The 20,920-nt window shown below is 66.9% G+C and carries 17 protein-coding genes; 12 read left to right on the top strand and 5 right to left on the bottom strand.

Annotated elements, in window-relative coordinates:
- Nucleotides 1-68: 68 nt before the first annotated feature.
- The 3 genes from IGS68_RS35570 to IGS68_RS14720 form a co-directional block, all read right to left on the bottom strand.
- Nucleotides 69-722, bottom strand: coding sequence for a glutamine amidotransferase-related protein (locus tag IGS68_RS35570; protein WP_247880854.1), 654 nt, complete (start codon nt 720-722; stop codon nt 69-71).
- 117 nt (nt 723-839) lie between these two features.
- Nucleotides 840-2,312: an anthranilate synthase component I gene (locus IGS68_RS14725; protein ID WP_247880852.1), complete on the bottom strand. Its 1,473-nt coding sequence runs from the start codon at nt 2,310-2,312 to the stop codon at nt 840-842.
- 287 nt (nt 2,313-2,599) lie between these two features.
- Nucleotides 2,600-4,084: a helix-turn-helix domain-containing protein gene (locus IGS68_RS14720; protein ID WP_201070234.1), complete on the bottom strand. Its 1,485-nt coding sequence runs from the start codon at nt 4,082-4,084 to the stop codon at nt 2,600-2,602.
- Between the two features lie 250 nt (nt 4,085-4,334).
- On the opposite strand from IGS68_RS14720, the gene IGS68_RS14715 reads away from it, so the two are divergent.
- From IGS68_RS14715 to IGS68_RS14695, 5 genes are all read left to right on the top strand, one after another.
- A complete protein-coding gene (locus tag IGS68_RS14715; protein WP_201070232.1) occupies nt 4,335-5,867 on the top strand; it encodes an acyl-CoA carboxylase subunit beta in 1,533 nt (510 codons plus the stop codon).
- 13 nt (nt 5,868-5,880) lie between these two features.
- Complete coding sequence (locus IGS68_RS14710; protein WP_201070228.1) at nt 5,881-7,866, top strand: acetyl-CoA carboxylase biotin carboxylase subunit; 1,986 nt, start codon at nt 5,881-5,883, stop codon at nt 7,864-7,866.
- Between the two features lie 25 nt (nt 7,867-7,891).
- The gene (locus IGS68_RS14705; RefSeq protein WP_201070225.1) at nt 7,892-8,482 is read left to right on the top strand and encodes a biotin transporter BioY; all 591 of its coding nucleotides are present in this window, start codon (nt 7,892-7,894) and stop codon (nt 8,480-8,482) included.
- 141 nt (nt 8,483-8,623) lie between these two features.
- Nucleotides 8,624-10,759, top strand: coding sequence for a methylmalonyl-CoA mutase (gene scpA / locus IGS68_RS14700; protein ID WP_201070222.1), 2,136 nt, complete (start codon nt 8,624-8,626; stop codon nt 10,757-10,759).
- A 113-nt stretch (nt 10,760-10,872) separates the two neighbouring features.
- Complete coding sequence (locus tag IGS68_RS14695; protein ID WP_201070208.1) at nt 10,873-11,232, top strand: NifB/NifX family molybdenum-iron cluster-binding protein; 360 nt, start codon at nt 10,873-10,875, stop codon at nt 11,230-11,232.
- 10 nt (nt 11,233-11,242) lie between these two features.
- Here IGS68_RS14695 and IGS68_RS14690 read toward each other — a convergent pair whose 3' ends face one another.
- Complete coding sequence (locus IGS68_RS14690; RefSeq protein ID WP_247880850.1) at nt 11,243-12,040, bottom strand: PhyR family response regulator anti-anti-sigma factor; 798 nt, start codon at nt 12,038-12,040, stop codon at nt 11,243-11,245.
- Nucleotides 12,041-12,446: 406 nt separating this feature from the next.
- Between IGS68_RS14690 and IGS68_RS14685 the strand changes: the two genes are divergently transcribed.
- Nucleotides 12,447-13,109, top strand: a complete 663-nt coding sequence (locus IGS68_RS14685; protein WP_201070202.1) for a cytochrome b/b6 domain-containing protein — start codon at nt 12,447-12,449, stop codon at nt 13,107-13,109.
- 51 nt (nt 13,110-13,160) lie between these two features.
- On the opposite strand, the gene IGS68_RS14680 is transcribed toward IGS68_RS14685, so the two are convergent.
- Nucleotides 13,161-13,376 (bottom strand): c-type cytochrome, encoded by a 216-nt coding sequence (locus IGS68_RS14680; RefSeq protein ID WP_201070200.1) that lies wholly within the window; start codon nt 13,374-13,376, stop codon nt 13,161-13,163.
- Between the two features lie 491 nt (nt 13,377-13,867).
- Between IGS68_RS14680 and IGS68_RS14675 the strand changes: the two genes are divergently transcribed.
- The 6 genes from IGS68_RS14675 (at nt 13,868) to IGS68_RS14650 (ending at nt 20,901) form a co-directional block, all read left to right on the top strand.
- Nucleotides 13,868-15,046, top strand: coding sequence for a glycosyltransferase family 4 protein (locus IGS68_RS14675; RefSeq protein ID WP_201070198.1), 1,179 nt, complete (start codon nt 13,868-13,870; stop codon nt 15,044-15,046).
- Between the two features lie 231 nt (nt 15,047-15,277).
- Nucleotides 15,278-15,520: a DUF4170 domain-containing protein gene (locus tag IGS68_RS14670; protein ID WP_201070195.1), complete on the top strand. Its 243-nt coding sequence runs from the start codon at nt 15,278-15,280 to the stop codon at nt 15,518-15,520.
- Between the two features lie 551 nt (nt 15,521-16,071).
- Nucleotides 16,072-16,602 carry a hypothetical protein gene (locus tag IGS68_RS14665; RefSeq protein ID WP_201070193.1) on the top strand — a complete coding sequence of 177 codons (531 nt, stop codon included), beginning with the start codon at nt 16,072-16,074 and terminating at the stop codon, nt 16,600-16,602.
- Between the two features lie 64 nt (nt 16,603-16,666).
- Nucleotides 16,667-18,352 carry an AMP-binding protein gene (locus tag IGS68_RS14660; RefSeq protein ID WP_201070191.1) on the top strand — a complete coding sequence of 562 codons (1,686 nt, stop codon included), beginning with the start codon at nt 16,667-16,669 and terminating at the stop codon, nt 18,350-18,352.
- 147 nt (nt 18,353-18,499) lie between these two features.
- The gene (locus IGS68_RS14655; protein WP_201070188.1) at nt 18,500-19,303 is read left to right on the top strand and encodes a response regulator; all 804 of its coding nucleotides are present in this window, start codon (nt 18,500-18,502) and stop codon (nt 19,301-19,303) included.
- Complete coding sequence (locus tag IGS68_RS14650; protein ID WP_201070185.1) at nt 19,300-20,901, top strand: response regulator; 1,602 nt, start codon at nt 19,300-19,302, stop codon at nt 20,899-20,901. Before IGS68_RS14655 ends, IGS68_RS14650 begins: the two co-directional genes overlap by 4 nt.
- Nucleotides 20,902-20,920 lie beyond the last annotated feature (19 nt).

The raw sequence follows: 20,920 nt of genomic DNA, 5'->3' as shown, positions 1-20,920 counted from the left end.
AGATCCTGCCTGGACCGATCCTCGGGGTATCGAACGTGGGGCGGGGACGATCCCGCCGCCGCGGTCCGTCAAATTGTACAGGCCATCCTTTCCCCTAGTCCAGAAGGTGTATGCCTATCGGTCGAGTTTTTGTCCTTGTGTCGTCCGTCCGCGTACAGGCACCGGACCACCGCGCCGATCAGGCGGAGGCCCACGTCGCCCTCGACCGAGAGGATGGACTCCGGGTGGAACTGTACGGCGGCCAGGGGCAGCTGCCGGTGCTCGACCGCCATCGCGATGCCATCCTCGCTGACGGCCGTCACCTCAAGATCCTTGGGGAGAGCGTCCGGTTCGGCGAACAGCGAATGATAGCGCCCGACGCCGAACTCAGCCGGCAGTCCGGCGAACAGCCGCCCGCCCGTCACCCGCACGCGCGACGGCTTGCCGTGCATCGGCTGATCCAGCACGCCGAGCCTCCCGCCGAAATGCTCCACCATGCCCTGCAGGCCCAGGCAAACGCCGAACACCGGTATGCCGAGATCCATGGCCGCGCCGATGCTCGCCGAGACGTCGAAGTCAGCCGGCCTGCCCGGACCGGGCGACAGCACCAGCAGGTCGGGACGAAAGGCCGACATGCCGGCCCGTGCGGCATCGGCGCGCAGGGTCGTCACCTCGGCGCCGGTCTGCCGGAAGTAGTTCCCCAAGGTATGGACGAAGCTGTCCTCGTGGTCCACGAGCAGCACCCGCTTTCCGGCACCCGGCCGCGCCGCAGGGGCGCTCGCGGGCGCTCCGTTCCCGGCCGGCCGCCGGATGGCGTCGAACAGGGCCGAGCCCTTCAGCCGGCATTCGGCGTCCTCGGCCTAAGGATCGCTGTCGAACAGCAGCGTGGCGCCGACCCTGACCTCGGCGATCCCGCGGTGGAGCCGGATCGTTCGCAGCGTCAGCCCGGTGTTCATGCCGCCATCGAAGGTCAGGCAGCCGATCGCGCCCCCGTACCACCGGCGGGGAGACTTCTCGTTGTCCTCGACGAACTGCATGGCCCGCCGCTTCGGTGCGCCGGTCACCGTGACCGCCCAGGCATGGCTGAGAAAGCCGTCGAGCGCGTCGAACCCTTCGCGCAAGGTCCCCTCGACATGGTCCACGGTATGGATCAGCCTGGAATAGAGCTCGACCTGCCGACGGCCGATCACCCGCACGGTACCGGGCTCGCAGATCCGCGACTTGTCATTGCGGTCCACGTCGGTGCACATGGTCAGTTCGGCGGCATCCTTGGCGGAGTTCAGCAGGGTCAGGATCTGCGCGGCGTCGGCGATCGGATCGGCGCCCCGGGCGATGGTGCCGGAGATGGGGCAGGTCTCGATCCGCCGTCCCTCGACGCGAACATACATTTCCGGCGACGCCGCCACCAGGAACTCGCCGTCCCCCAGGTTGACGAGCGCCCCGTAGGGCGACGGGTTGGCCCGGCGCAGCCGGCGGAACAGGGTCGCCGGACCGTTGGGGCAGGGTTCCGAAAAGACTTGGCTCAGCACGGCTTCGAACAGGTCGCCCCGTCTGAAGGCTCCGCGCGCCCGCTCCACCGCGGCTGCATATTCATCCGGCCCGTGGTCGCATTCCGGCCGCTCGACGGCACCGTCCGGCGGCGAGGCGTCATAGGGGGACGGGGCGGTCGTCCGGGCCAACCCGTGGGTCCGCTCCCCCGCCGCCGCGAACTCGTAATGGTGGATCGTCGCCGTGGCCGTGACGTGGTCCACCACCAGCACCTCGTCGGGCAGGTACAGCACCATGTCGCGCTGGCCGCCGGCCCGCTCCAGCCGGCGCCGGATCGGCTCGAACTGGAACGCCAGGTCGTACCCGAAGGCGCCGTACAGGCCCAGCCTGTGGTCATCCGGCGATTCGAACAGGCGTGAGACCGCCCGCAGCACCGAGAAGACGGAGGGCTGGCGGCTGCGTTCCTCCTCCTGAAACCCCGGCGCCGCTTCCCGCACGCGGCACAGGATCAGGCCGGGGGCCGTTTCCAGCCGCTCCAGGGCCGGCAGGTCAGCCAGGGCGTCGGCCATGGCACGGAGCAGCACCCGGCCGCGCGGGTTCAGCGCGTCGATCCGGACGGTGCGGTCGCGGGCGGTCAGCATCACCGGCGGATCGACGAAACCCAGGTCCCAGCGCGTATAGCGGCCGGGATAGTCGAAGCCGGACGACAGCAGCACGCCGCGACGGCGCTCCAGCGCGTCGACCACGGGCTCGGCGGCGCCTTCATAGGGTTGCGGAATCAGCCGGCGCTCGACTTGTATGCCGCCGCGCGTGCGGTAGGTGAGGGTCTTCGGGGGCTCGGTCATGGTCGTGGCTTCCATTCTGGTCTCGGGCTGTCAGGCGCCGCGACGGAGACCGAACGGAACTTCCACGTCCTCTCGCTGAAAAGACGAAGGCCGCCCGGAACCCGTGGCGGCCTCGATGTCGATCACGAAGATCGTCAATGCAGGAGGGTTGGCCGCCCGGTTACACGGGCCACCACCAACGCTGCGCTGCTGTGACGACTAAGCTGTTCATGACGGCGACGGTGACATGCCGTCCGGGTACGGTCAAGCGCCATTCCGACGCTGCCGCCGACCGACGAACCGGCAGGTCACCCCACGCCTTCGACCGCCGCTCCCGTGACCGCTGCGGCCTCGTCCTCTCCCGCCTGGGTGAACAGGTACGGGACGAAGCTGCGGTGGTGCTCGTTCACCGTCAGGTGGCTTCCGATCGGCGGGAAGGCGCGCTGCTGGCAGTCCTCACGCTCGCAGATCCGGCAGCTCACCCCGATCGGCACGGCGGCGTCGGCATTGCTGATGTCCAGCCCGGCGGAATAGACGACTTCCGACGCGTAGGCGGCCTCGCAGCCCAGGCCGATGGCGAACTGGCGGCTCGGCTTGAGGTAGGCGCCGGCCCGCTTGGTCACGCTGCGTGCGACGCAGATATAGGCGACGTTGTCCGGCATCCGGGCGAGTTGGACCAGGATCTTGCCCGGCTGGGCGAAGGCCTCGTGGACGTTCCACAGCGGGCAGGCGCCGCCGAACCGCGCGAAATGGAATCGGGTGGCGCTGTGCCGCTTGGTGATGTTGCCGGCCATGTCCACCCGGACGAAATAGAACGGCACGCCGCGGGCTCCCGGCCGCTGGAGGGTGCTGAGGCGGTGGCAGACCTGCTCGAAGCTGACCGCGAAGCGGCTCTGCAACTGCTCGATATCGTGCCGGACCGCCCTGGCCTGGGCAGCGAAGGCGCGGTAGGGCATCACGAGCGCGCCGGCGAAGTAATTCGCCAGCCCGACGCGGCAGATCGACTTGGCGTCCTCCGTGGTGAAGTTCGCCTCCGCGACCAGCCTCTCGATCGTCTCGCTCTGGCCGAGCAGCGCGATCTGGTGCGCCAGATGGAAGGCCCGGCTCGGCCCGCTCAGCAGAGCCGACAGGAACAGGGTGCCGCTCGCCGCGTCATACCGCCGCATCGCCGTCTCGCCGTCATGGTCCGCGACGATCCTGATCCGCACGTCGTGGCGGGCCTTCAGGTGGTTCATCAGGTCGGTCTGCATGTCGGCCGGGCGGAAGCCCTGCTGCTCCGACAGCTTCTCCGCGGCCTCGTCCAGCGGGCCTACGTAGTTGTTGGAATAGTGGAAATAGTCCCGCACCTCCTCGTACGGGAACTGCGGCCCGGCCAGCGCCTGCCCGCGCTCGTGGCTCGACAGCGTCTCGGCCAGCGACTGGACCCGTTCCTGGAGCTTCTGGTAGGCTTGGTGCAGGACAAGCGAGCGCCGCGCCAGTTCGGGGGACGCCGCGGCGGCGTTGCGCAGTTCCGACATCCCGATCGGCCCGCCGGAGAACAGCGGGTCGGCCAGGGCCTCCCGCAGGTCGGAGACCAGCCGGGCCTCCTCGTCCTCCACGAAGGTCGCGAGGTCGATCTCGAAGATGGTCCCGATTCGCAGCAGCACGGGCAGCGTCAAGGGGCGCTGGTTGTTCTCTATCTGGTTCAGATAGCTCGGCGACAATTCCAGCAGTTTCGCAAGTGCCGCCTGCGTCAATCCGCGCTGTTCGCGCAGCCGGCGCAGCTTGTAGCCGAGAAAAAGCTTCTTTTGCATACTAATCTATGCCGAAAATTCGCAAACTTCGCAGTCTTATCATCCCTTTCGGCGAAGCTTTTTGCAAGTTCGCTCTTTTGTTACGGGACAATCATTGCAACCCTGCCAAGGATGCAAATAAGGTGCGCTGCTGCTCTCGGGTGCCGAAGGCGGGGCTCAGGCGCATGGGTTGCGGCGGCGTGGAGCGCGGTTGCGCGACGCACCGGCACGGGACGCGCGGGCGTGGATTGAACGGGGGAAACGACGGATCATGCAGGAAGTCCTTGCAAAGCTCGAACAGATGCGCGCCGCGGCGCGGGCCGGCGGCGGAGAACGGCGTGTCGAAGGCCAGCATGCCAAGGGCAAGCTGACCGCCCGCGAACGGATCGACCTGCTGCTCGACGAGGGCTCGTTCGAGGAATGGGACATGTTTGTCGAGCACCGCTGCGCCGACTTCGGCATGCAGGAGCAGAAGGTGCCGGGCGATGGCGTCGTCACCGGCCACGGCACCGTCAACGGGCGGCTGGTCTTCGTGTTCTCGCAGGATTTCACCGTGTTCGGCGGCTCGCTGTCGGAAGCCCATGCCGAGAAGATCTGCAAGGTGATGGACCAGGCGCTCAAGGTCGGCGCCCCCGTGATCGGGCTGAACGACAGCGGCGGCGCCCGCATCCAGGAGGGCGTCGCCTCGCTCGGCGGCTATGCCGAGGTGTTCCAGCGCAACGTCATGGCCTCGGGCGTCGTGCCGCAGATCTCCCTGATCATGGGCCCGTGCGCCGGCGGCGCCGTGTACTCCCCGGCCATGACCGACTTCATCTTCATGGTGAAGGACAGCTCCTACATGTTCGTGACCGGGCCGGACGTGGTGAAGACAGTCACCCACGAGGTCGTCACGGCGGAGGAGCTGGGCGGCGCCATGACGCACACGGGCAAGTCGGGCGTCGCCGACCTGGCGTTCGAGAACGACGTCGAGGCGCTGCTCCAGACCCGCCGCTTCATCGACTTCCTGCCGCTGTCCAACCGCGAGAAGCCGCCCGTCCGGGTGACGGCCGACCCCGGCAACCGCGACGACTTCTCGCTGGACACCCTGGTCCCGGCCAATCCGAACAAGCCCTACGACATGAAGGAGCTGATCCTGAAGGTCGTGGACGAGGGCGACTTCTTCGAGATCCAGCCCGACTACGCCAAGAACATCCTCACCGGCTTCGGCCGCATCAACGGGGGCACGGTCGGCGTGGTCGCCAACCAGCCGATGGTGCTGGCCGGCTGCCTGGACATCCAGTCCGCGATCAAGGCGGCCCGCTTCGTCCGCTTCTGCGACGCCTTCAACATCCCGATCGTGACATTCGTCGACGTTCCGGGCTTCCTGCCGGGTACCGCCCAGGAGTACAACGGCATCATCAAGCACGGTGCCAAGCTGCTGTTCGCCTATGCCGAGGCGACGGTGCCCAAGGTCACCGTGATCACCCGCAAGGCCTATGGCGGCGCCTACGACGTCATGGCGTCCAAGCACCTGCGCGGCGACGTCAACTATGCCTGGCCGACCGCCGAGATCGCGGTGATGGGGCCGAAGGGCGCGGTGGAGATCATTTTCCGCTCCGACATCGGCGACCCGGAGAAGATCGAGCAGCGGACCGAGGAATACCGCCAGAAGTTCGCCACCCCGTTCGTCGCCGGCAGCCGCGGCTACGTCGACGACGTGATCATGCCGCACGGAACCCGGCGCCGCGTCTCCAAGGCTCTCGCCATGCTGAAGAACAAGCAGCTCGAGAATCCCTGGAAGAAGCACGACAACCTCCCGCTCTGAAGGCGCGACCACCATGTTCTCCAAGATCCTTATCGCCAACCGTGGTGAGATCGCCTGCCGCGTCATCAAGACCGCGCGGCGCATGGGCATCAAGACCGTCGCCGTCTATTCCGAGGCGGACGCCGCGGCGCTGCATGTCGAGATGGCGGACGAGAAGGTCCTGATCGGACCGGCGCCGTCCGCCCAGAGCTACCTGGTCGCCGACCGCATCATCGAGGCGTGCAAGCGCACCGGCGCCCAGGCCGTCCATCCCGGCTACGGCTTCCTGTCGGAGAAGGCGGAGTTCTGCGAGGCGCTGAAGGCCAACGGCATCACCTTCATCGGTCCCGACGTCCGCGCCATCGCGGCGATGGGCGACAAGATCGAGTCGAAGAAGCTGGCCCACGCCGCCGGCGTCAGCACCGTCCCCGGCTACCTGGGCGTCATCCCGGACGAGGACGACGCCGTCCGCATCGCCAAGGACATCGGCTATCCGGTGATGATCAAGGCCTCGGCCGGCGGCGGCGGCAAGGGCATGCGCGTCGCCTGGAACGACGACCAGGCGCGGGAGGGCTTTCGCTCCGCCCGGAACGAGGCGCGCTCCAGCTTCGCCGACGACCGCGTCTTCGTCGAGAAATACATCGAGCAGCCGCGCCACATCGAGATCCAGGTCCTGGGCGACGCCTTCGGCAATACCCTGTACCTGGGCGAGCGCGAGTGCTCGATCCAGCGCCGCCACCAGAAGGTCATCGAGGAGGCGCCGAGCCCCTTCATCGACCCCGAGACCCGCAAGGCGATGGGCGAGCAGGCGGTGGCCCTGGCCAAGGCCGTGGAATACAAGTCGGCCGGCACGGTCGAGTTCATCGTCGACGCCAACCGGAACTTCTACTTCCTGGAGATGAACACCCGGCTCCAGGTCGAGCATCCGGTGACCGAGCTGGTGGTAGGATTGGACCTCGTCGAGCAGATGATCCGAGTCGCCGCCGGCGAGAAGCTGAAGCTCCAGCAGAGCGACATCACGCTGAACGGCTGGTCGATCGAGGCCCGCGTCTACGCCGAGGACCCGACCCGCGGTTTCCTGCCCTCCACCGGCCGCCTGACCCGCTACGTCCCGCCGGCGGAGGATGCGCACACCCGCGTCGACACCGGCGTCTATGACGGCGGCGAGATCAGCATGTTCTACGATCCGATGATCGCCAAGCTGATCAGCCGGGGCGCCGATCGCAACAGCGCGATCCACCATATGCGCGAAGCGCTGGACAAGTTCCAGATCCGCGGCGTGGCCCACAACATCAGCTTCCTGTCGGCGCTGATGAACCATTCGCGGTTCGTCGAGGGCCGGCTGACCACCAACTTCATCGCCGAGGAGTTCCCCGACGGGTTCCACGGCCTGTCGCTCGACACCGACACGAACGAGCGGCTGATGGCGGTCGCCGCCTCCGTCCAGCGCAAGGTGGAGGAGCGGGCCGCCACCATCAGCGGCCAGCTGCCGGGGGCCCGTCACAAGGTGGCGCGGGACTGGGTGGTGCGGACCGAGCGGACGAACCATCCCTGCACGATCGACTCGGTCGACGACGGCTACGACGTGGTCTTGGGCGGCAAGCGCTTCGAGGTCCGCTCGGACTGGGAAATCGGCCAGCCGCTGTGGAACGGCACGGTCAACTACCGGCCCCTGTCGATCCAGCTCGACCGGACCGGCACCGGTTACCGGCTGATCCATGCCGGGGCGGAGATGAAGGCCCAGGTGCTGAGTCCCCGGGCCGCGCAGCTCGCCGACCTGATGCCGGTCAAGCTGCCGCCCGACATGTCCAAGTTCCTGCTGTCGCCCATGCCTGGCCTGCTCGCCCGCGTCGCGGTCGAAGTGGGGCAGGAGGTCAAGGCCGGCCAGGAGCTGGCGGTGGTAGAGGCCATGAAGATGGAGAACCTGCTGCGCGCCGAGCAGGACGGCAAGGTGGCGAAGATCCATGCGGCTCCGGGCAGCAGCCTGGCCGTGGACCAGATCATCATCGAGTTCGCCTGAACGCGCTCCCCCGAAGGACAGTGACATGAAGTCGTTTTCTCCGACCCACCCGACGCTGCTCGATACCCTGGCGCCCGGCGGAAGCCTGATCCGCGCCGCTGGGTTCGCCCTCGCCGGCAGCCTGCTGCTGGCCCTCTCGGCCAAGGCCCAGGTGCCGTTCTGGCCGGTCCCGATGACGATGCAGAGCCTTGTCATCATGATGCTCGGCATGGCCTATGGCAGCCGGCTCGCCATGGCGACGGTCCTGCTGTACCTGGCCGAGGGCATGGCCGGCCTGCCCGTGTTCGCCGGCACGGGCGCCGGGTTCGCCTACATGACCGGACCGACCGCCGGCTACCTGGTCGGCTTCGTCATGGCCGCCGGCCTGATCGGCTGGCTGGCCGAGCGCGGCTGGGACCGCAGCCCGGTCAAGGCGGTGGCCGCCATGTCGATCGGGCATGCCCTGCTGTTCATCCCCGGCGTCGCCTGGCTCGCCGTGCTGTTCGGGATGGACAAGGCCGTTGCCGTCGGCCTGACCCCCTTCGTCGCCGCGACGCTTCTGAAGACCGCCCTGGGTGCCGCGCTGATGCACGCCGCCTGGACGGTGGTCGCCCGCCGGTCGCAGAGCCGGGGCTGATCGGGCGGGGAGACGCCCCCGCCGGGGCGTGTCCCTGATCGCTGCGGCACGTGACCGCATGGCCCGCTCCCTGTTCTGATACGATACCGTTTCGAAGACACCGTCGAACAAGACGCTTAGCCCGCCCCGGAGGATTGTCCCATGGTCGATTTCCCCAAGAAGAGGCTGGCCGACTGGACCGCGCTCGCCACCAAGGACACCGGCGGCGCCTCGCCCGACACGCTGGTCTGGGATACCCCGGAAGGCATTCCGGTCAAGCCGCTCTATACCGCCGACGACCTCGCCGGGCTGGAGCTGGAGACCCTGCCGGGCTTCGCGCCGTACACGCGCGGGCCACGCGCGACCATGTATTCCCACCGGCCCTGGACGATCCGCCAGTATGCCGGCTTCTCCACCGCGGAAGAGAGCAACAAGTTCTACAAGCAGAACCTCGCGGCCGGACAGATGGGGCTGTCCGTCGCCTTCGACCTGGCGACCCACCGGGGCTATGACAGCGACCATCCGCGCGTGGTCGGCGACGTCGGCAAGGCCGGCGTCGCGATCGACAGCGTCGAGGACATGAAGATCCTGTTCGCCGACATCCCGCTGGACAAGATGACGGTCTCCATGACCATGAACGGCGCGGTGCTGCCGGTCCTGGCGGGCTACATCGTCGCGGCGGAGGAGCAGGGCGTCAGCCAGGACAAGCTGGCCGGGACCATCCAGAACGACATCCTCAAGGAGTTCATGGTCCGCAACACCTACATCTACCCGCCCGCGCCCAGCATGCGGATCGTCGCCGACATCATCGAGTACACGGCGCTCAACATGCCGCGGTTCAACTCGATCTCGATCAGCGGCTACCACATGCAGGAGGCCGGGGCGACCGCGGTGCAGGAACTGGCCTTCACCCTGGCCGACGGGCTGGAATATGTGCGCGCCGCCAAGTCCAAGGGGCTGAAGGTCGACCAGTTCGCGCCCCGCCTGTCGTTCTTCTTCGCCATCGGCATGAACTTCTTCATGGAGATCGCGAAGCTGCGGGCCGCCCGCCTGCTGTGGGCGCGGCTGATGCAGAAGAATTTCGAGCCCAAGGACGCCCGTTCCCTGGCGCTGCGCACCCATTGCCAGACTTCCGGCGTGTCGCTGACCGAGCAGGATCCCTACAACAACATCATCCGCACCACAGTGGAAGCCATGGCCGCCGTGCTGGGCGGGACCCAGTCGCTGCACACCAACGCTTACGACGAGGCCCTGGGCCTGCCGACCCCGTTCTCCGCCCGCATCGCGCGCAACACGCAGCTGATCATCGCGGAGGAGACCGGCATTCCCCACGTCGTCGATCCGCTCGGCGGTTCATATTATATCGAGGCGCTGACAAATTCGCTGGCGACCCACGCCCAGGCCCTGATCGACGAGGTCGAGGGGCTGGGCGGCATGACCCGCGCCGTCGAGAGCGGCATGCCCAAGCTGAAGATCGAGGAGGCCGCCGCCAAGCGCCAGGCGCGCATCGACCGGGCGGAGGAAGTGGTCGTCGGGGTCAACAAGTACCGAGTCGCCAATCCCGAAAAGGTCGACGTGCTGGACATCGACAACACCGTGGTCCGCGAACAGCAGGTCGCCCGGCTCCAGCAGATCCGGGCCAGCCGCGACGAGGCGGCGTGGCGGGCCTCGCTCGACGCGCTGACCCAGGCGGCTAAGGACGGCAGCGGCAACCTGCTCGACCTCGCTGTCAAGGCCACCCGGGCGCGGGCGACCGTGGGAGAGATCTCCGACGCGCTCGAATCCGTCTTTACCCGGCACCGGGCGGTGATCCGCTCGGTCAGCGGCGTCTATGGAGCCGCCTACGAGGGTGACGAAGGCTTCGCCACCATCCAGCAGGAGGTCAAGGCGTTCGCCGAGGAGGAGGGACGGCGTCCCCGCATGCTGGTGGTCAAGATGGGCCAGGACGGACACGACCGCGGCGCCAAGGTGATCGCCACGGCCTTCGCCGACATCGGCTTCGACGTCGATGTCGGGCCGCTGTTCCAGACCCCGGACGAGGCTGCCCGGCAGGCGGTGGAGAACGACGTGCACGTGATCGGCGTGTCCAGCCAGGCCGCCGGCCACAAGACGCTCGTCCCGGCGCTGGTCGAGGAGCTGAAGAAGGCAGGGTCGGACGACATCATCGTGGTTTGCGGCGGCGTCATCCCGCCGCAGGATTATGATTTCCTGTTGAAGTCGGGCGTCGCCGCGATCTACGGCCCAGGGACCAACATCCCGAAAGCGGCCCACGAGATTCTCGGAATGATCCGGCAGTAAGCCGGTTCCTGCGACAAATCGACATGCAGGCCGGCGGTTGCGGCACTTCAATGATGCCCGGCCGCAGGCCGTCGCATGTTCGGGAGCAATCCTCGTATCAGGAGTTCCCGAGCATGCGTTTCGCCCTGACAAGCCTCGATCTGGAGACCGTCACTCCCCACGCCGGCCGGTGCCGGAGCTTCCTCGTCTACGAGGCCGAGGCGGGAACGGAGCCGGTCAAGGTCAAGGAGCTGTTCCTGGCGGAAGACCAGATCTTCCACGTGTTCGAAGGCGAAGGTGCGCACCCGCTCGACGAGGTCACCGTCGTCATCACGGGGAATGCCCGGGAGAAGTTCATCCGAAAATGCGCGAGCAGGGGTATCCAGGCCGTCCTGACGTCGGAGACGGATCCGGTCGCCGCGGTGAAAGGGTACTTCGCAGGCACGTTGCCCGCCCCGGCGCCGCTGCCGGAACGGTGCGATCACGATCACTGACGGAGTGAAGCTATCCGACCGATCGGCCGGCCAGGGTCGGCTTGGCGTCGCCAGGGCGCGGCGTGAACACCGCCTGGGTGATCGCCCGCTCGATCTGCTCGCGGGTGAAGGGCTTCTTGATGACGGGTCCCAGGTAGTCGAGGCCCCGCTGCTTGAGTTCCTCGGCGAAGGCCGTGACGAAGATGATCGGCAGCGCCCGCGATTCCCGCAGGGCCTGGGCCGTGGTGATGCCGCTCCCGCCATGCGCCAGACGCAGGTCCATCAGCGCCAGGCTGGGCTGGTTCGCAGCGGCGGTCGCCAGCGCCTCTTCCATCGTTGCAGCCGTGCCGCAGACCTTATGGCCCATGGCCAGGACGGTCTCGGTCAGGTCGTAGGCGATGATCGCGTCGTCCTCGACGATCAGGATGTTCGCGACCAGCTGCTCGCGCATGGCGTTCTGGGCCCTGCCGAGAGCCTCCCGCACCTGCTCTACCGGCACTCCGATCACTTCCGCCGCCTGCGTCGTCGGCAACTCTTCCAGGCTGACCAGCAGGAAGACGCGGCGCTCGATTTCCGGAAGGCTGCTCAGCGCCGCCTCGATCGGGTGCCCGGGCTCCGGCGCCCCGGACGATGCGGGTTCGGTATCGAAAAGACTGTTGAGCAGTGCGTACAGCCGGCGCCGCGTCACCGTTTCCTCGTCGCCTTCCAGGTGATAGCGCTCGGGGTCGGCCAGCGCGGCTTCCACCGCGCGCGTAACCAGATCGTCGCCGCGCGACGTGGAGCCGGTGAGCGCGCGCCCGTAGCGTCGCATGTACGGCAACTGAGCCATCAGTCTCCGGGCTTGCGCTTCCATATATCCTCCGCAGGTCCCCTTCCGTTCCTTGAAGGGATGATGTCTGTTTATCCCGCGCGCGGAACGAATTCAAGCCGACTGCGCAAGTGTAGTCCTCGGCCTCATTTTTGAGCGGACATAAAGAGTAGTGCGGCAAACGATGCTGTCTGCTGCGCGAAAGGCTAAGTCTTTCGGGATAGTGTCTGCCGCTGCATTGCCGATAGGGGCAATTGGCCGCTGCTGTTCTTCCTACACGGGATTCCGAACGGCCCTATAATCGCACTGATAACATACCGATCGGCCAATGCCACCGGCGGCCGGCGATCGACCGCGCCGCATCATCAACGGACCCACCGTACCATGCCAGGGAGTCATCATGAAGAAGTATGATAGGAGGGGTCCCGTGCGGTCCGTGACCGTCTGGGACCTGCCGGTGCGGCTGTTCCATTGGCTTCTGGTGGCGGCGGTCGGCGCCTCCTGGGCAAGCGGCGAACTCGGCTGGATGCGTGTTCATTTCCTCAGCGGCTATTTCATACTGTCGTTGTTGCTGTTCCGTCTGGCCTGGGGCTTCATCGGCAGCAGATCCGCCCGGTTCAGCGATTTCCTGAAGGGGCTGGCGGCGGCCCTCGAGCATCTGCGCGAGCTGCGGTCGTCCGGCACGCACCCCCGCCCTGTTCTCGGACACAACCCCTTGGGCGGATGGATGGTCGCGGCGCTTCTCCTGGTCCTCGCGGTACAGGCGGGAAGCGGCCTTTTCACCAGCGACGACATCCTGGTCGACGGGCCGCTGGTCGCCCATGCCGGAAGTGCCGTGGTGAAGCTGCTCAGCACGGTCCACCGTCTGGCATTCGACCTGATCCTGGCGATGGTGGCGGTGCATGTCGCGGTCATCGCGGGCTACCTGCTTCTTCGCAGGGAAAATCTCGTCCGGCCGATGCTGACGGGTCGAAAGATCGTCCCGGATAGCATCACCGTGGATCCGCCCGGTCAAGCGGGGCTGCTGCCGGCCGCCCTGATCGCCGCCCTGGCCGTGGCACTGGTCGCGACGCTGGTGATGGTCGCCTGACCGGCCGGCGCTGGAGAAAGCCTTCCGGCGCCGGCCGGTCGGGACGAGGGGCTATTCCGCCCGGTAGGCGTCGTGGCAAGCCTTGCAGGTGCCGCCGACCGCACCGAATTGCTTCTGAACCGCCGCCTTGTCTCCGGATGCGACCACCTGGACGAGCTTGGCGCTTTCGGTCTCGAACGCCTGGGCCTTGGCGGTGAAATCGGCGAGGCTGCTCCAGATCGCCGGCTTGGCCTTCGTGTCGCCTTTGTCGGACCCGGCCGGGAACAAGCCCGGGCACCTGCTTGGCGAAGGAGGCGAGGGACTGCGCCGGGGCGGTGGCGCCTCCCAGGTCTGCGCCATCCTCCAGGATCTTCTTGATGGCTCCCATCGCCTTCTTGTTGCCGTCGAAACCTTCCTTGCGGACCTTCACCGGATCGTCGCCGGCGTGGACGCCGGCGGACAGGATACCGGTCCCGACCAGGAGCGCGCCGGCGATGGCCGCAACGGCGGCGATGCTGCTCTTCCGCATGATCTATATACCTCGCGATAGGGGAGACTTTTTTTCCGCGCGGAGAGTCGAAGGACGCGGATCGGTTGTCAAGGCGATGCCCGAGAACTGCCGATGCGAGCAGCGTGACGATGGCTCGAAAGTGTTCGTTCCAATCCCGGAACCATGCCCCTCAGCGGTGGGTTATCCCATCGCGATGCAGGATCTGTTGCTTCTCACTCCCCACATTCCGCACCCGGAGCAATCCGGTGCCTCGCCACGCGCCTGGCGTATGCTGCGGTATCTTTCGGGACGCTATCGGGTCCATCTCGGCTGCTTCGCGGACGACTCGATCGATCGGCGGCAGGAGGGCTTCGTCCGGCAGTTCTGCAACAGCGTCTTCTTTGCCCGCGGATGCACCCCGGCGGCCAAGGGGCCGGGGCCGGCGGGCCTGTTCGGGTTCAACCGACCCTTGCGGCCGGGCAGGGATGCCGGGCTGTCGATCTGGGTAGAGCGGATCTGGAGCGAGCGCCGGCCGACCCGCGTCCTGGCGCTCTGTGCCGCCATGGCGCCATATGCCCTGATGCGTCCGGATCTGCCGGCGCGGCGTGTCCTCGACCGCTCGGATATCGACGGCAATCCCTGGGGAGGGGAGTCGGCGACGGAGCAGTGGCGGCCCGCCCAGGGGATCTGGCGCTGGCTCCGGACCCGGGAATTGCGCGCGATGCTGCTGCTGGACCAGCACCGGCTTGCCTCCTGGGATGCCAGCCTTCTGAACTCGGCACCCGCGGTCGCCAAGCTCCAACGGCTGTTGCCGGAGGTCGCAGGCCGTATCCATCATGTTCCCGACGGCATCGACACCGTCCGCTTCTCGCCCAACGATGGCCGCCACCCGCCGCCGCTGCCGTTCGGCGGCCGCTCGATCCTGATGGCCGGCGCGCTGGATGGGCCGGCCGACGTCGATGCCGCGAGGTGGTTCGCCGTCGAGGTGCTTCCCCGCATCCGCGCCGCGGCGCCCGACTGCCGGCTGATCCTGGCTACCCGGGATCTCGGCATCGGGTTTCCGCCGCCCACGGCCTGCCCCGGCGTCACCCTTGCGACCGGGGTCCGCGACATGCGCCCCTGGCTTGCCCATGCCGCCGTCGTGGTCGCCCCCTTCAGCCTGCCCAATCCCCGTCCGGTGCTGGAAGCCATGGCGATGGGAAGGCCGGTCGTGGCGACGCCGGGCGCGCTCGGCGCCTTCCGTGAACAGGTCGAGCAGGACCTCTGGCTTGCCGCGGAGCCGGCGGACATCGCCCAGGCCGTGCTTGCCGCCCTGTATCCGCCGCTGGGGACGGCGGTCGGGCGCGCCGCCCGCGCGCGGGTCCAGGCATACCATTCCTGGGAAGCGGGGCTGGCGCGGCTGGACGCGGTCCTCGAAGGGCGTGCCTTGCCGTGCGTCGAGCGGGCTCGTCCAATGACCATGGGATGAAGCGGCCGCAGCCCACTCCCGGCGAACGCGCAGCTTCAGCGGCATCTCGCCGCAGCTCCATCGGATGGCCGCCGCGGAATTCGTATAGCTCGGGCATCACGGGTTAAGCCATGCTATAGCGCGGTCAGCGGGCGGTCATCGGGCGCCATGGCGGCTCTGCCGGCGGATTCGCGACCGTCGGCGGGCCACTGGACCGGATCGCCCTCCCGATCTGAGTAAAGGAGGCTCTCGGTGCCCAACAAGCAACTGCTTCACCTGGTTTTCGGCGGACAGCTGGTCAGCCCGGACTCGACCGAGTTCGTCGATCCGAACAAGCTTCACATCGTCGGCATCTTTCCGAACTATGCCGAGGCCTACAAGGCTTGGCGCGGTGCCGCCGCAGCCACCATCGATGACGCCCACATGCGCTATTTCATCGTCCACATGCACCGGTTCCTGGATCCCGCGACCGATGGGGACGGGCACGGCCACTGACCCGCGGTTCGGGCGCAGCTCCGACGGCAAGCCTGCAAGGGATGCCGGGAGGGGCGGTGTCGTTAACCAAACCGCAAGAGATTGTGGAATAAGGTTAACGAGCCCTAGCTGAGGGTGAGGCAAGTGTTCCCGACCTGGGGTGCGGCTGTCAGGAATCTGGCGACGCACCCTTTCTTTTCCTGCAGGACACCGAGTCTGCTGGCGATCTGCAAGACGAGCGGGCCGAACTGTCCTTCATCCTGAAACCGTTCGAGGCTGAAGAATTCTTCGGAACTTGGCAGGCAAAAGGCGTGTTCCCAGTGCAATGGTGTGATTCCTCCCTGAACCGCCAGCCACTGCGAAGCCGCCACGCGGGTCCTATGCCCGCGGGCGGCTTTTTTCGTCGCTCCTCTGTCATTCCGGTTAGCAAATCTCACCGGTTTGCCGATGGTTTCTGGTAGTGTGCGTGGGATATCATTGGGATCGAACCGGGTTTAGTGCCGCTGCGTACTTGTCAAGGTTGACGTATCTTCGGGCTTTTACAGTATTTCTTTGTCGAGCCGGATTCGCCTATGTCTGAAGAAGAAATCGACGCCCAGATTCTCCAGGGCATTCCGGAACACGAGCTTCACGACTTCGTGGCATGGCGCGACCGCGTCCGCGACGCCAACATCTCCGGCAAGACCCTGCTTGCCACCGATTATCTGAACCATTTCAACGAGATCGTCATGCTGATCGAAATGGTTCCGGATATGCCCGACATGGTCGAGGACTGCCGGGCCTGGCATCCCAAGTCCTATCAGCAGCACTTCAGGGACAGCGGCTTCTCCGAAAAGGAACTTGCGATAGAGGCTTACGACCATGTCCCGAACAAGTTCCGCTCTCCGTTCGAGGCGACGATCGCGCAGATGGACGCGGTGATCCTGTTCACGCTCGACCGAATGGAGGCGGCCATCGCCGCCGAAGACTCGGACCGGCTGCGTTTCGATTGCTCCACTTCCGTCGAAATGCTTCACAAGATCATGCAAGTGGCGAACGGCATCATCCACGGCACCACCCACGTGATGCAGCAGACGGAAATCGACGACTACATGGGCAGATAGCCAGCGGCAACCGGCGCTCCGGGGTCCGGTTGCCGGTCGCCTTCCCGGCATGGTACGACCAATCATGTCCCTGACCAGCGGTAGCGGCGATTTCCCCATTCCCGATGCCGGACGCGGCGAGGCCGGCCGGTTCGATGCGTTCGCGCGCGACCGTCTGCCGCCGCGGAGCCAGTGGCCGGAGCTGCTCTTCGACCAGCCGCGGTACCGCTTCGAGGGGCCGCTCAACATCGCCGTCGAGCTGGTCGACCGCCATGTGCGCGAGGGGCGTGGTTTCCGGCCGTGCCTGATCGAAGCTGAATCGGGACGGGTGACCACCTATGCCGAACTGGCTGACCGGATCGATCGGATCGCCTCCGTGCTTACCGGCGGCTTCGGCCTCGTTGCCGGTAACCGCGTCCTGCTGCGCGCTCCGAACTCGCCGATGCTGGTGGCCTGCTGGCTGGCGGTCGCCAAGGCCGGCGGAGTCGTCGTTCCGACGATGCCGCTGTTGCGCAGCCGCGAACTCGGCGTGATCTGCGCCAAGGCCGAAGCCCGGCTGGCGCTGTGCGACGACCAGCTGCTGCCGGAGCTGACCGCCCTGGATGCTGTGGCGACCGCCCGGTTGATGGTGCTGCCGTTCGGCGAGTTGACGGAACGGATGGCGGAGCAACCGCCCGGATTCGAGGCTTGCGCGACCGACGCCGACGATGTCTGCCTGATCGCATTCACGTCCGGAACCACCGGGAGCCCCAAGGCCGCCGTCCATTTCCAGCGAGACCTGATGGCCGTCACGGAAGGGCTGCCGCGCGAGATCCTGAATGCCGGACCCGATGACGTGTTCTGCGTCGGGTCGTCCCTGGCCTTCACCTACGGGCTCGGTGCGGCGGTCCTGTTTCCGCTGAGGCTCGGCGCCGCCAGCGTCCTGGTCGAGACGGCGACGCCCGAGGCGCTGCTCGACGCGGTCGCCGACCATGACGTCTCCCTGGTCTTCTCGGTTCCGACCGGCTATCGAGCCATGGCCGACTTGGCGCGCGGACGGGCATTCCCCACCCTGCGCGCCTGTGTATCGGCTGCCGAGGCGCTGCCCCGCCGGACCTTCGATGCCTGGTTCGAGGCGACCGGCCGGCCGATCATCGATACCATCGGCTCCACCGAGATGCTGCATACCTTCATGGCAAATCCGCCCGATGCGCTACGCCCCGGCGCCACGGGCAAGCCCCTGCCGGGATATCGCGCCATGATCGTGGACGAGGCGTTCCGCCCGCTGCCGGCCGGACGGGTAGGGCGCCTGGCGATCCGTGGCCCGGTGGGCTGCCGCTACCTGGACGATCCCCGCCAAGCCGAATACGTGCAGCATGGCTGGAACCTGCCGGGAGACGCCTTCCTGGTCGATGGCGACGGCTATTTCTGGTATCGGGGCCGCACCGACGACATCATCGTTTCCTCCGGATACAACATTTCCGGCGTCGAGGTCGAGGAGGTGCTGCTGGAGCATCCCGCCGTGCGCGAGTGCGCGGTGGTCGCTTCTCCCGACGACCGGCGAGGCACCGTTCCCAAGGCTTTCGTCGTTCCGTCCGACGGCCTGCGGGGCGATCCCGAACTGGCAGCGGAACTCCAGGCCTTCGTGAGAAGATTTCTCGCCCGCTACAAATACCCGCGCGCGGTCGAGTTCATGACCGCCCTGCCGCGAACTGAAACGGGCAAGATCCAGCGTTTCAAGCTGCGTGACCTGGAACTGGAGCGTGCAGCCGAGAGAACCTGCCTTCTATAGGTTCGTTTCATTATCATTACGTGTCCACGGATTGGTAACTTCCCGTCAAGAATGATTGGGTAGGGTGCATGCTGAGCGATGCCGCAGTGTCGGTTTTGGGGTGTCGCGCGCCAGTTCCATGAGTCGCCCCGAGCCCATTGCGCACCTATGCCCATCGTCGTCGTCGTGGACGATCGCCGCATCAATTTGAAGATCCTTTCAAAGCTGGCCGGATCGCTGGCCGCTGACATCATCGTCCACGCCTTTGCCGATCCGGTGGAGGCACTGGACTGGACCGCATCCAACTGTCCGGACCTTTGCATCACCGATTTCAAGATGCCGGTCCTGGACGGTGCCGCCTTCATCCGCCGTTTCCGGGCCCAGCCGGATCGAACCTATGTGCCGGTCGTCGTCGTCACCGCCTTCGACGACGCCCGGCTGCGCCGCCAGGCGTTGGAAGCGGGGGCGGACGATTTTCTGCTCGGCCCGGTCGATCCGCTGGAATTCCGCGCCAGGGTACGGACCCTGCTGACGCTGAGACGCCAGCACCTGCTGCTTCGAGGCCAGGGAGTGCGCGCAACCGTGGCTCGTTGTCGCGACCTTGTCGAAGTGCTGGACACGGTGCCGGCCATGGTCTCCGCTACTGGACCGGATGGAAGATACCAGTACGTCAACCGCACCTATGCGGCGGCGCTGGGAGTTACGGCGGAACGGGCTGTCGGACGGTCCCCTGCGGATCTGCTGCCGCGCGACGGCGGGGCGCGTGCCATGGCGCTGGATCGGCGGGTGGCCGCCCGAGGCGAACCGATGACGCCGTTCGAGGAGGAGGTCGAGATGCCCGACGGCGTGTGCCGCACCCTGGTTACGCTCAAGACACCCGTGCGTGACCGGGCCGGCACCATCGTGCGGATCGTCACCGTGTCGATGGACGTGACCGCCTGTGCCCGCACGGGCGATGGAGACAAGGCATGACCGGGCAGATCCCGGACCAGACCATCGACCCCGATGGCGAACTCGACCTGCCTGCGCCTCCTCCGGGCCGGGTCCGGGGCCTGGTGATTTCCTTCGGCTCCGCCGCGCTGGGATTGTCCGCGGCACTGGCGTTCCACGCCCTTTCCGGCGTCGAGTCCCTGCTGATGCCGGTCCTGGCGGTCGCATTGCTGGCAGCGGGACCGGTGGGGACGGGATGGATCGCATGGCGGCGCGCCCTGCGCGATGCGTGGCGGGAGGTCATGTTCCGATGCGTCGACGAGGTCGTCCTGGCGATCCTGCGCATCCTGGGACTCACCGTCATGATGCTCTACGCCGCCGGCGTCATGGCGCTTTCGCCTCTTCCGGAGGTCGAGCGGCTGGAAGCCGCGATGCTGATCCTCCAGGCCGGTTCGCTCGGTGGCTGGATCATCCTGATCGATCTGCTTCGGCGCAGGCAGGCCTGCCGCAGGCGTCGCATCTGCGCCGCCTGCGCCGACCTAGTCTGCGTGACCGCGCTGCTGTGCCTGGGCGGTCCGCCGATGCAGGTCTGGATGTTCTGCTATCTGGGGATAGCGCTCGCCAGCGGTCTCGGCGACGGCAGGGCCGGCCCGATGCTCGCGTCGGCCGGCGGCGTCGCCGGCCTGTCCGTTGTGGCGGCTTTCACCGGCGTGCTGTCCGAGACGCCGTTCCTGATCGTCGGAGTCGCGGTGGGGCTGTTGCTGCTCCCTGCCCAGTCGGCCTTCCTTGCCGGCTCATTCCTCGGCCGGACAATCGGCCCCCCGAGAAGGCGGTTCAGGATCCTCCTCGCCGAGAACAGCCGATTCGGCCTGCGGAGCCTTCGCCGACTGCTCGAACGTGCCGGGCATACCCTGCTGATCGCCGAGGACGGAAACACGGCGCTCGACCTGCTGCACAAGGGCGGCCTCGACGTGATGCTGCTCGACCTCCAACTGCGCGACCCCAATGCCCTCGACCTCGTCCGCATGTACCGCTTCATGCGGTCGGAGGATGCGCATCTGCCGATCGTAGGGCTGGTCCCCGGGCTGACCGATCCGGCCCGCAAGCGCTGCATCGCAGCCGGAATGAACGAGGTGCTTCCGGTACCCGTCGAGGAATTCCGGCTGCTCGAAGCGGTCGATCGTCTCGGCGCGGCATCGCTGAGCGCCCGTGAGGCCGTGGAGACCGGCGTGGTCGCGTCGATCTCGGCGCATCCCCGGTTCTCCACCGTCGCGGAGCCATGCATCGACGAGGATGCGCTGGACGCGCTCCAGTCGCTGGACCCCGACAATGGTTTTCTGGAGGACGTCATCTCCGTTTTCCTCACCGATGGTGCCGAACTGATCGATGCGATGGTCAAGGCATTGAACGACGGGGACGTGGTCAGCTTCCGGGAGCACGCCGACTCTCTGGGCAGCAGTTCCACCCACATAGGGGCGATCCGCCTGGTCAAGCTTCTGGCCCGATGTCGCGACATGCCGACGCGCGGATTTCGGGAAGAAGGCAATCAGAAAATGCTGCAGATCCAGGATGAATTCAGGCGCGTCCGTACCGCATTGCAGAGCCATGTCTGGACCCTGCATCACAGCAACTTCAACTGAACGGCGTTCCTTTGTACCA

The organism is Skermanella sp. TT6 (assembly GCF_016653635.2).
GTDB classification, from domain to species: domain Bacteria; phylum Pseudomonadota; class Alphaproteobacteria; order Azospirillales; family Azospirillaceae; genus Skermanella; species Skermanella cutis.
The sequence above is the reverse complement of the archived record's forward strand: the minus strand, read 5'-3'. Positions and strand labels throughout refer to the sequence as shown.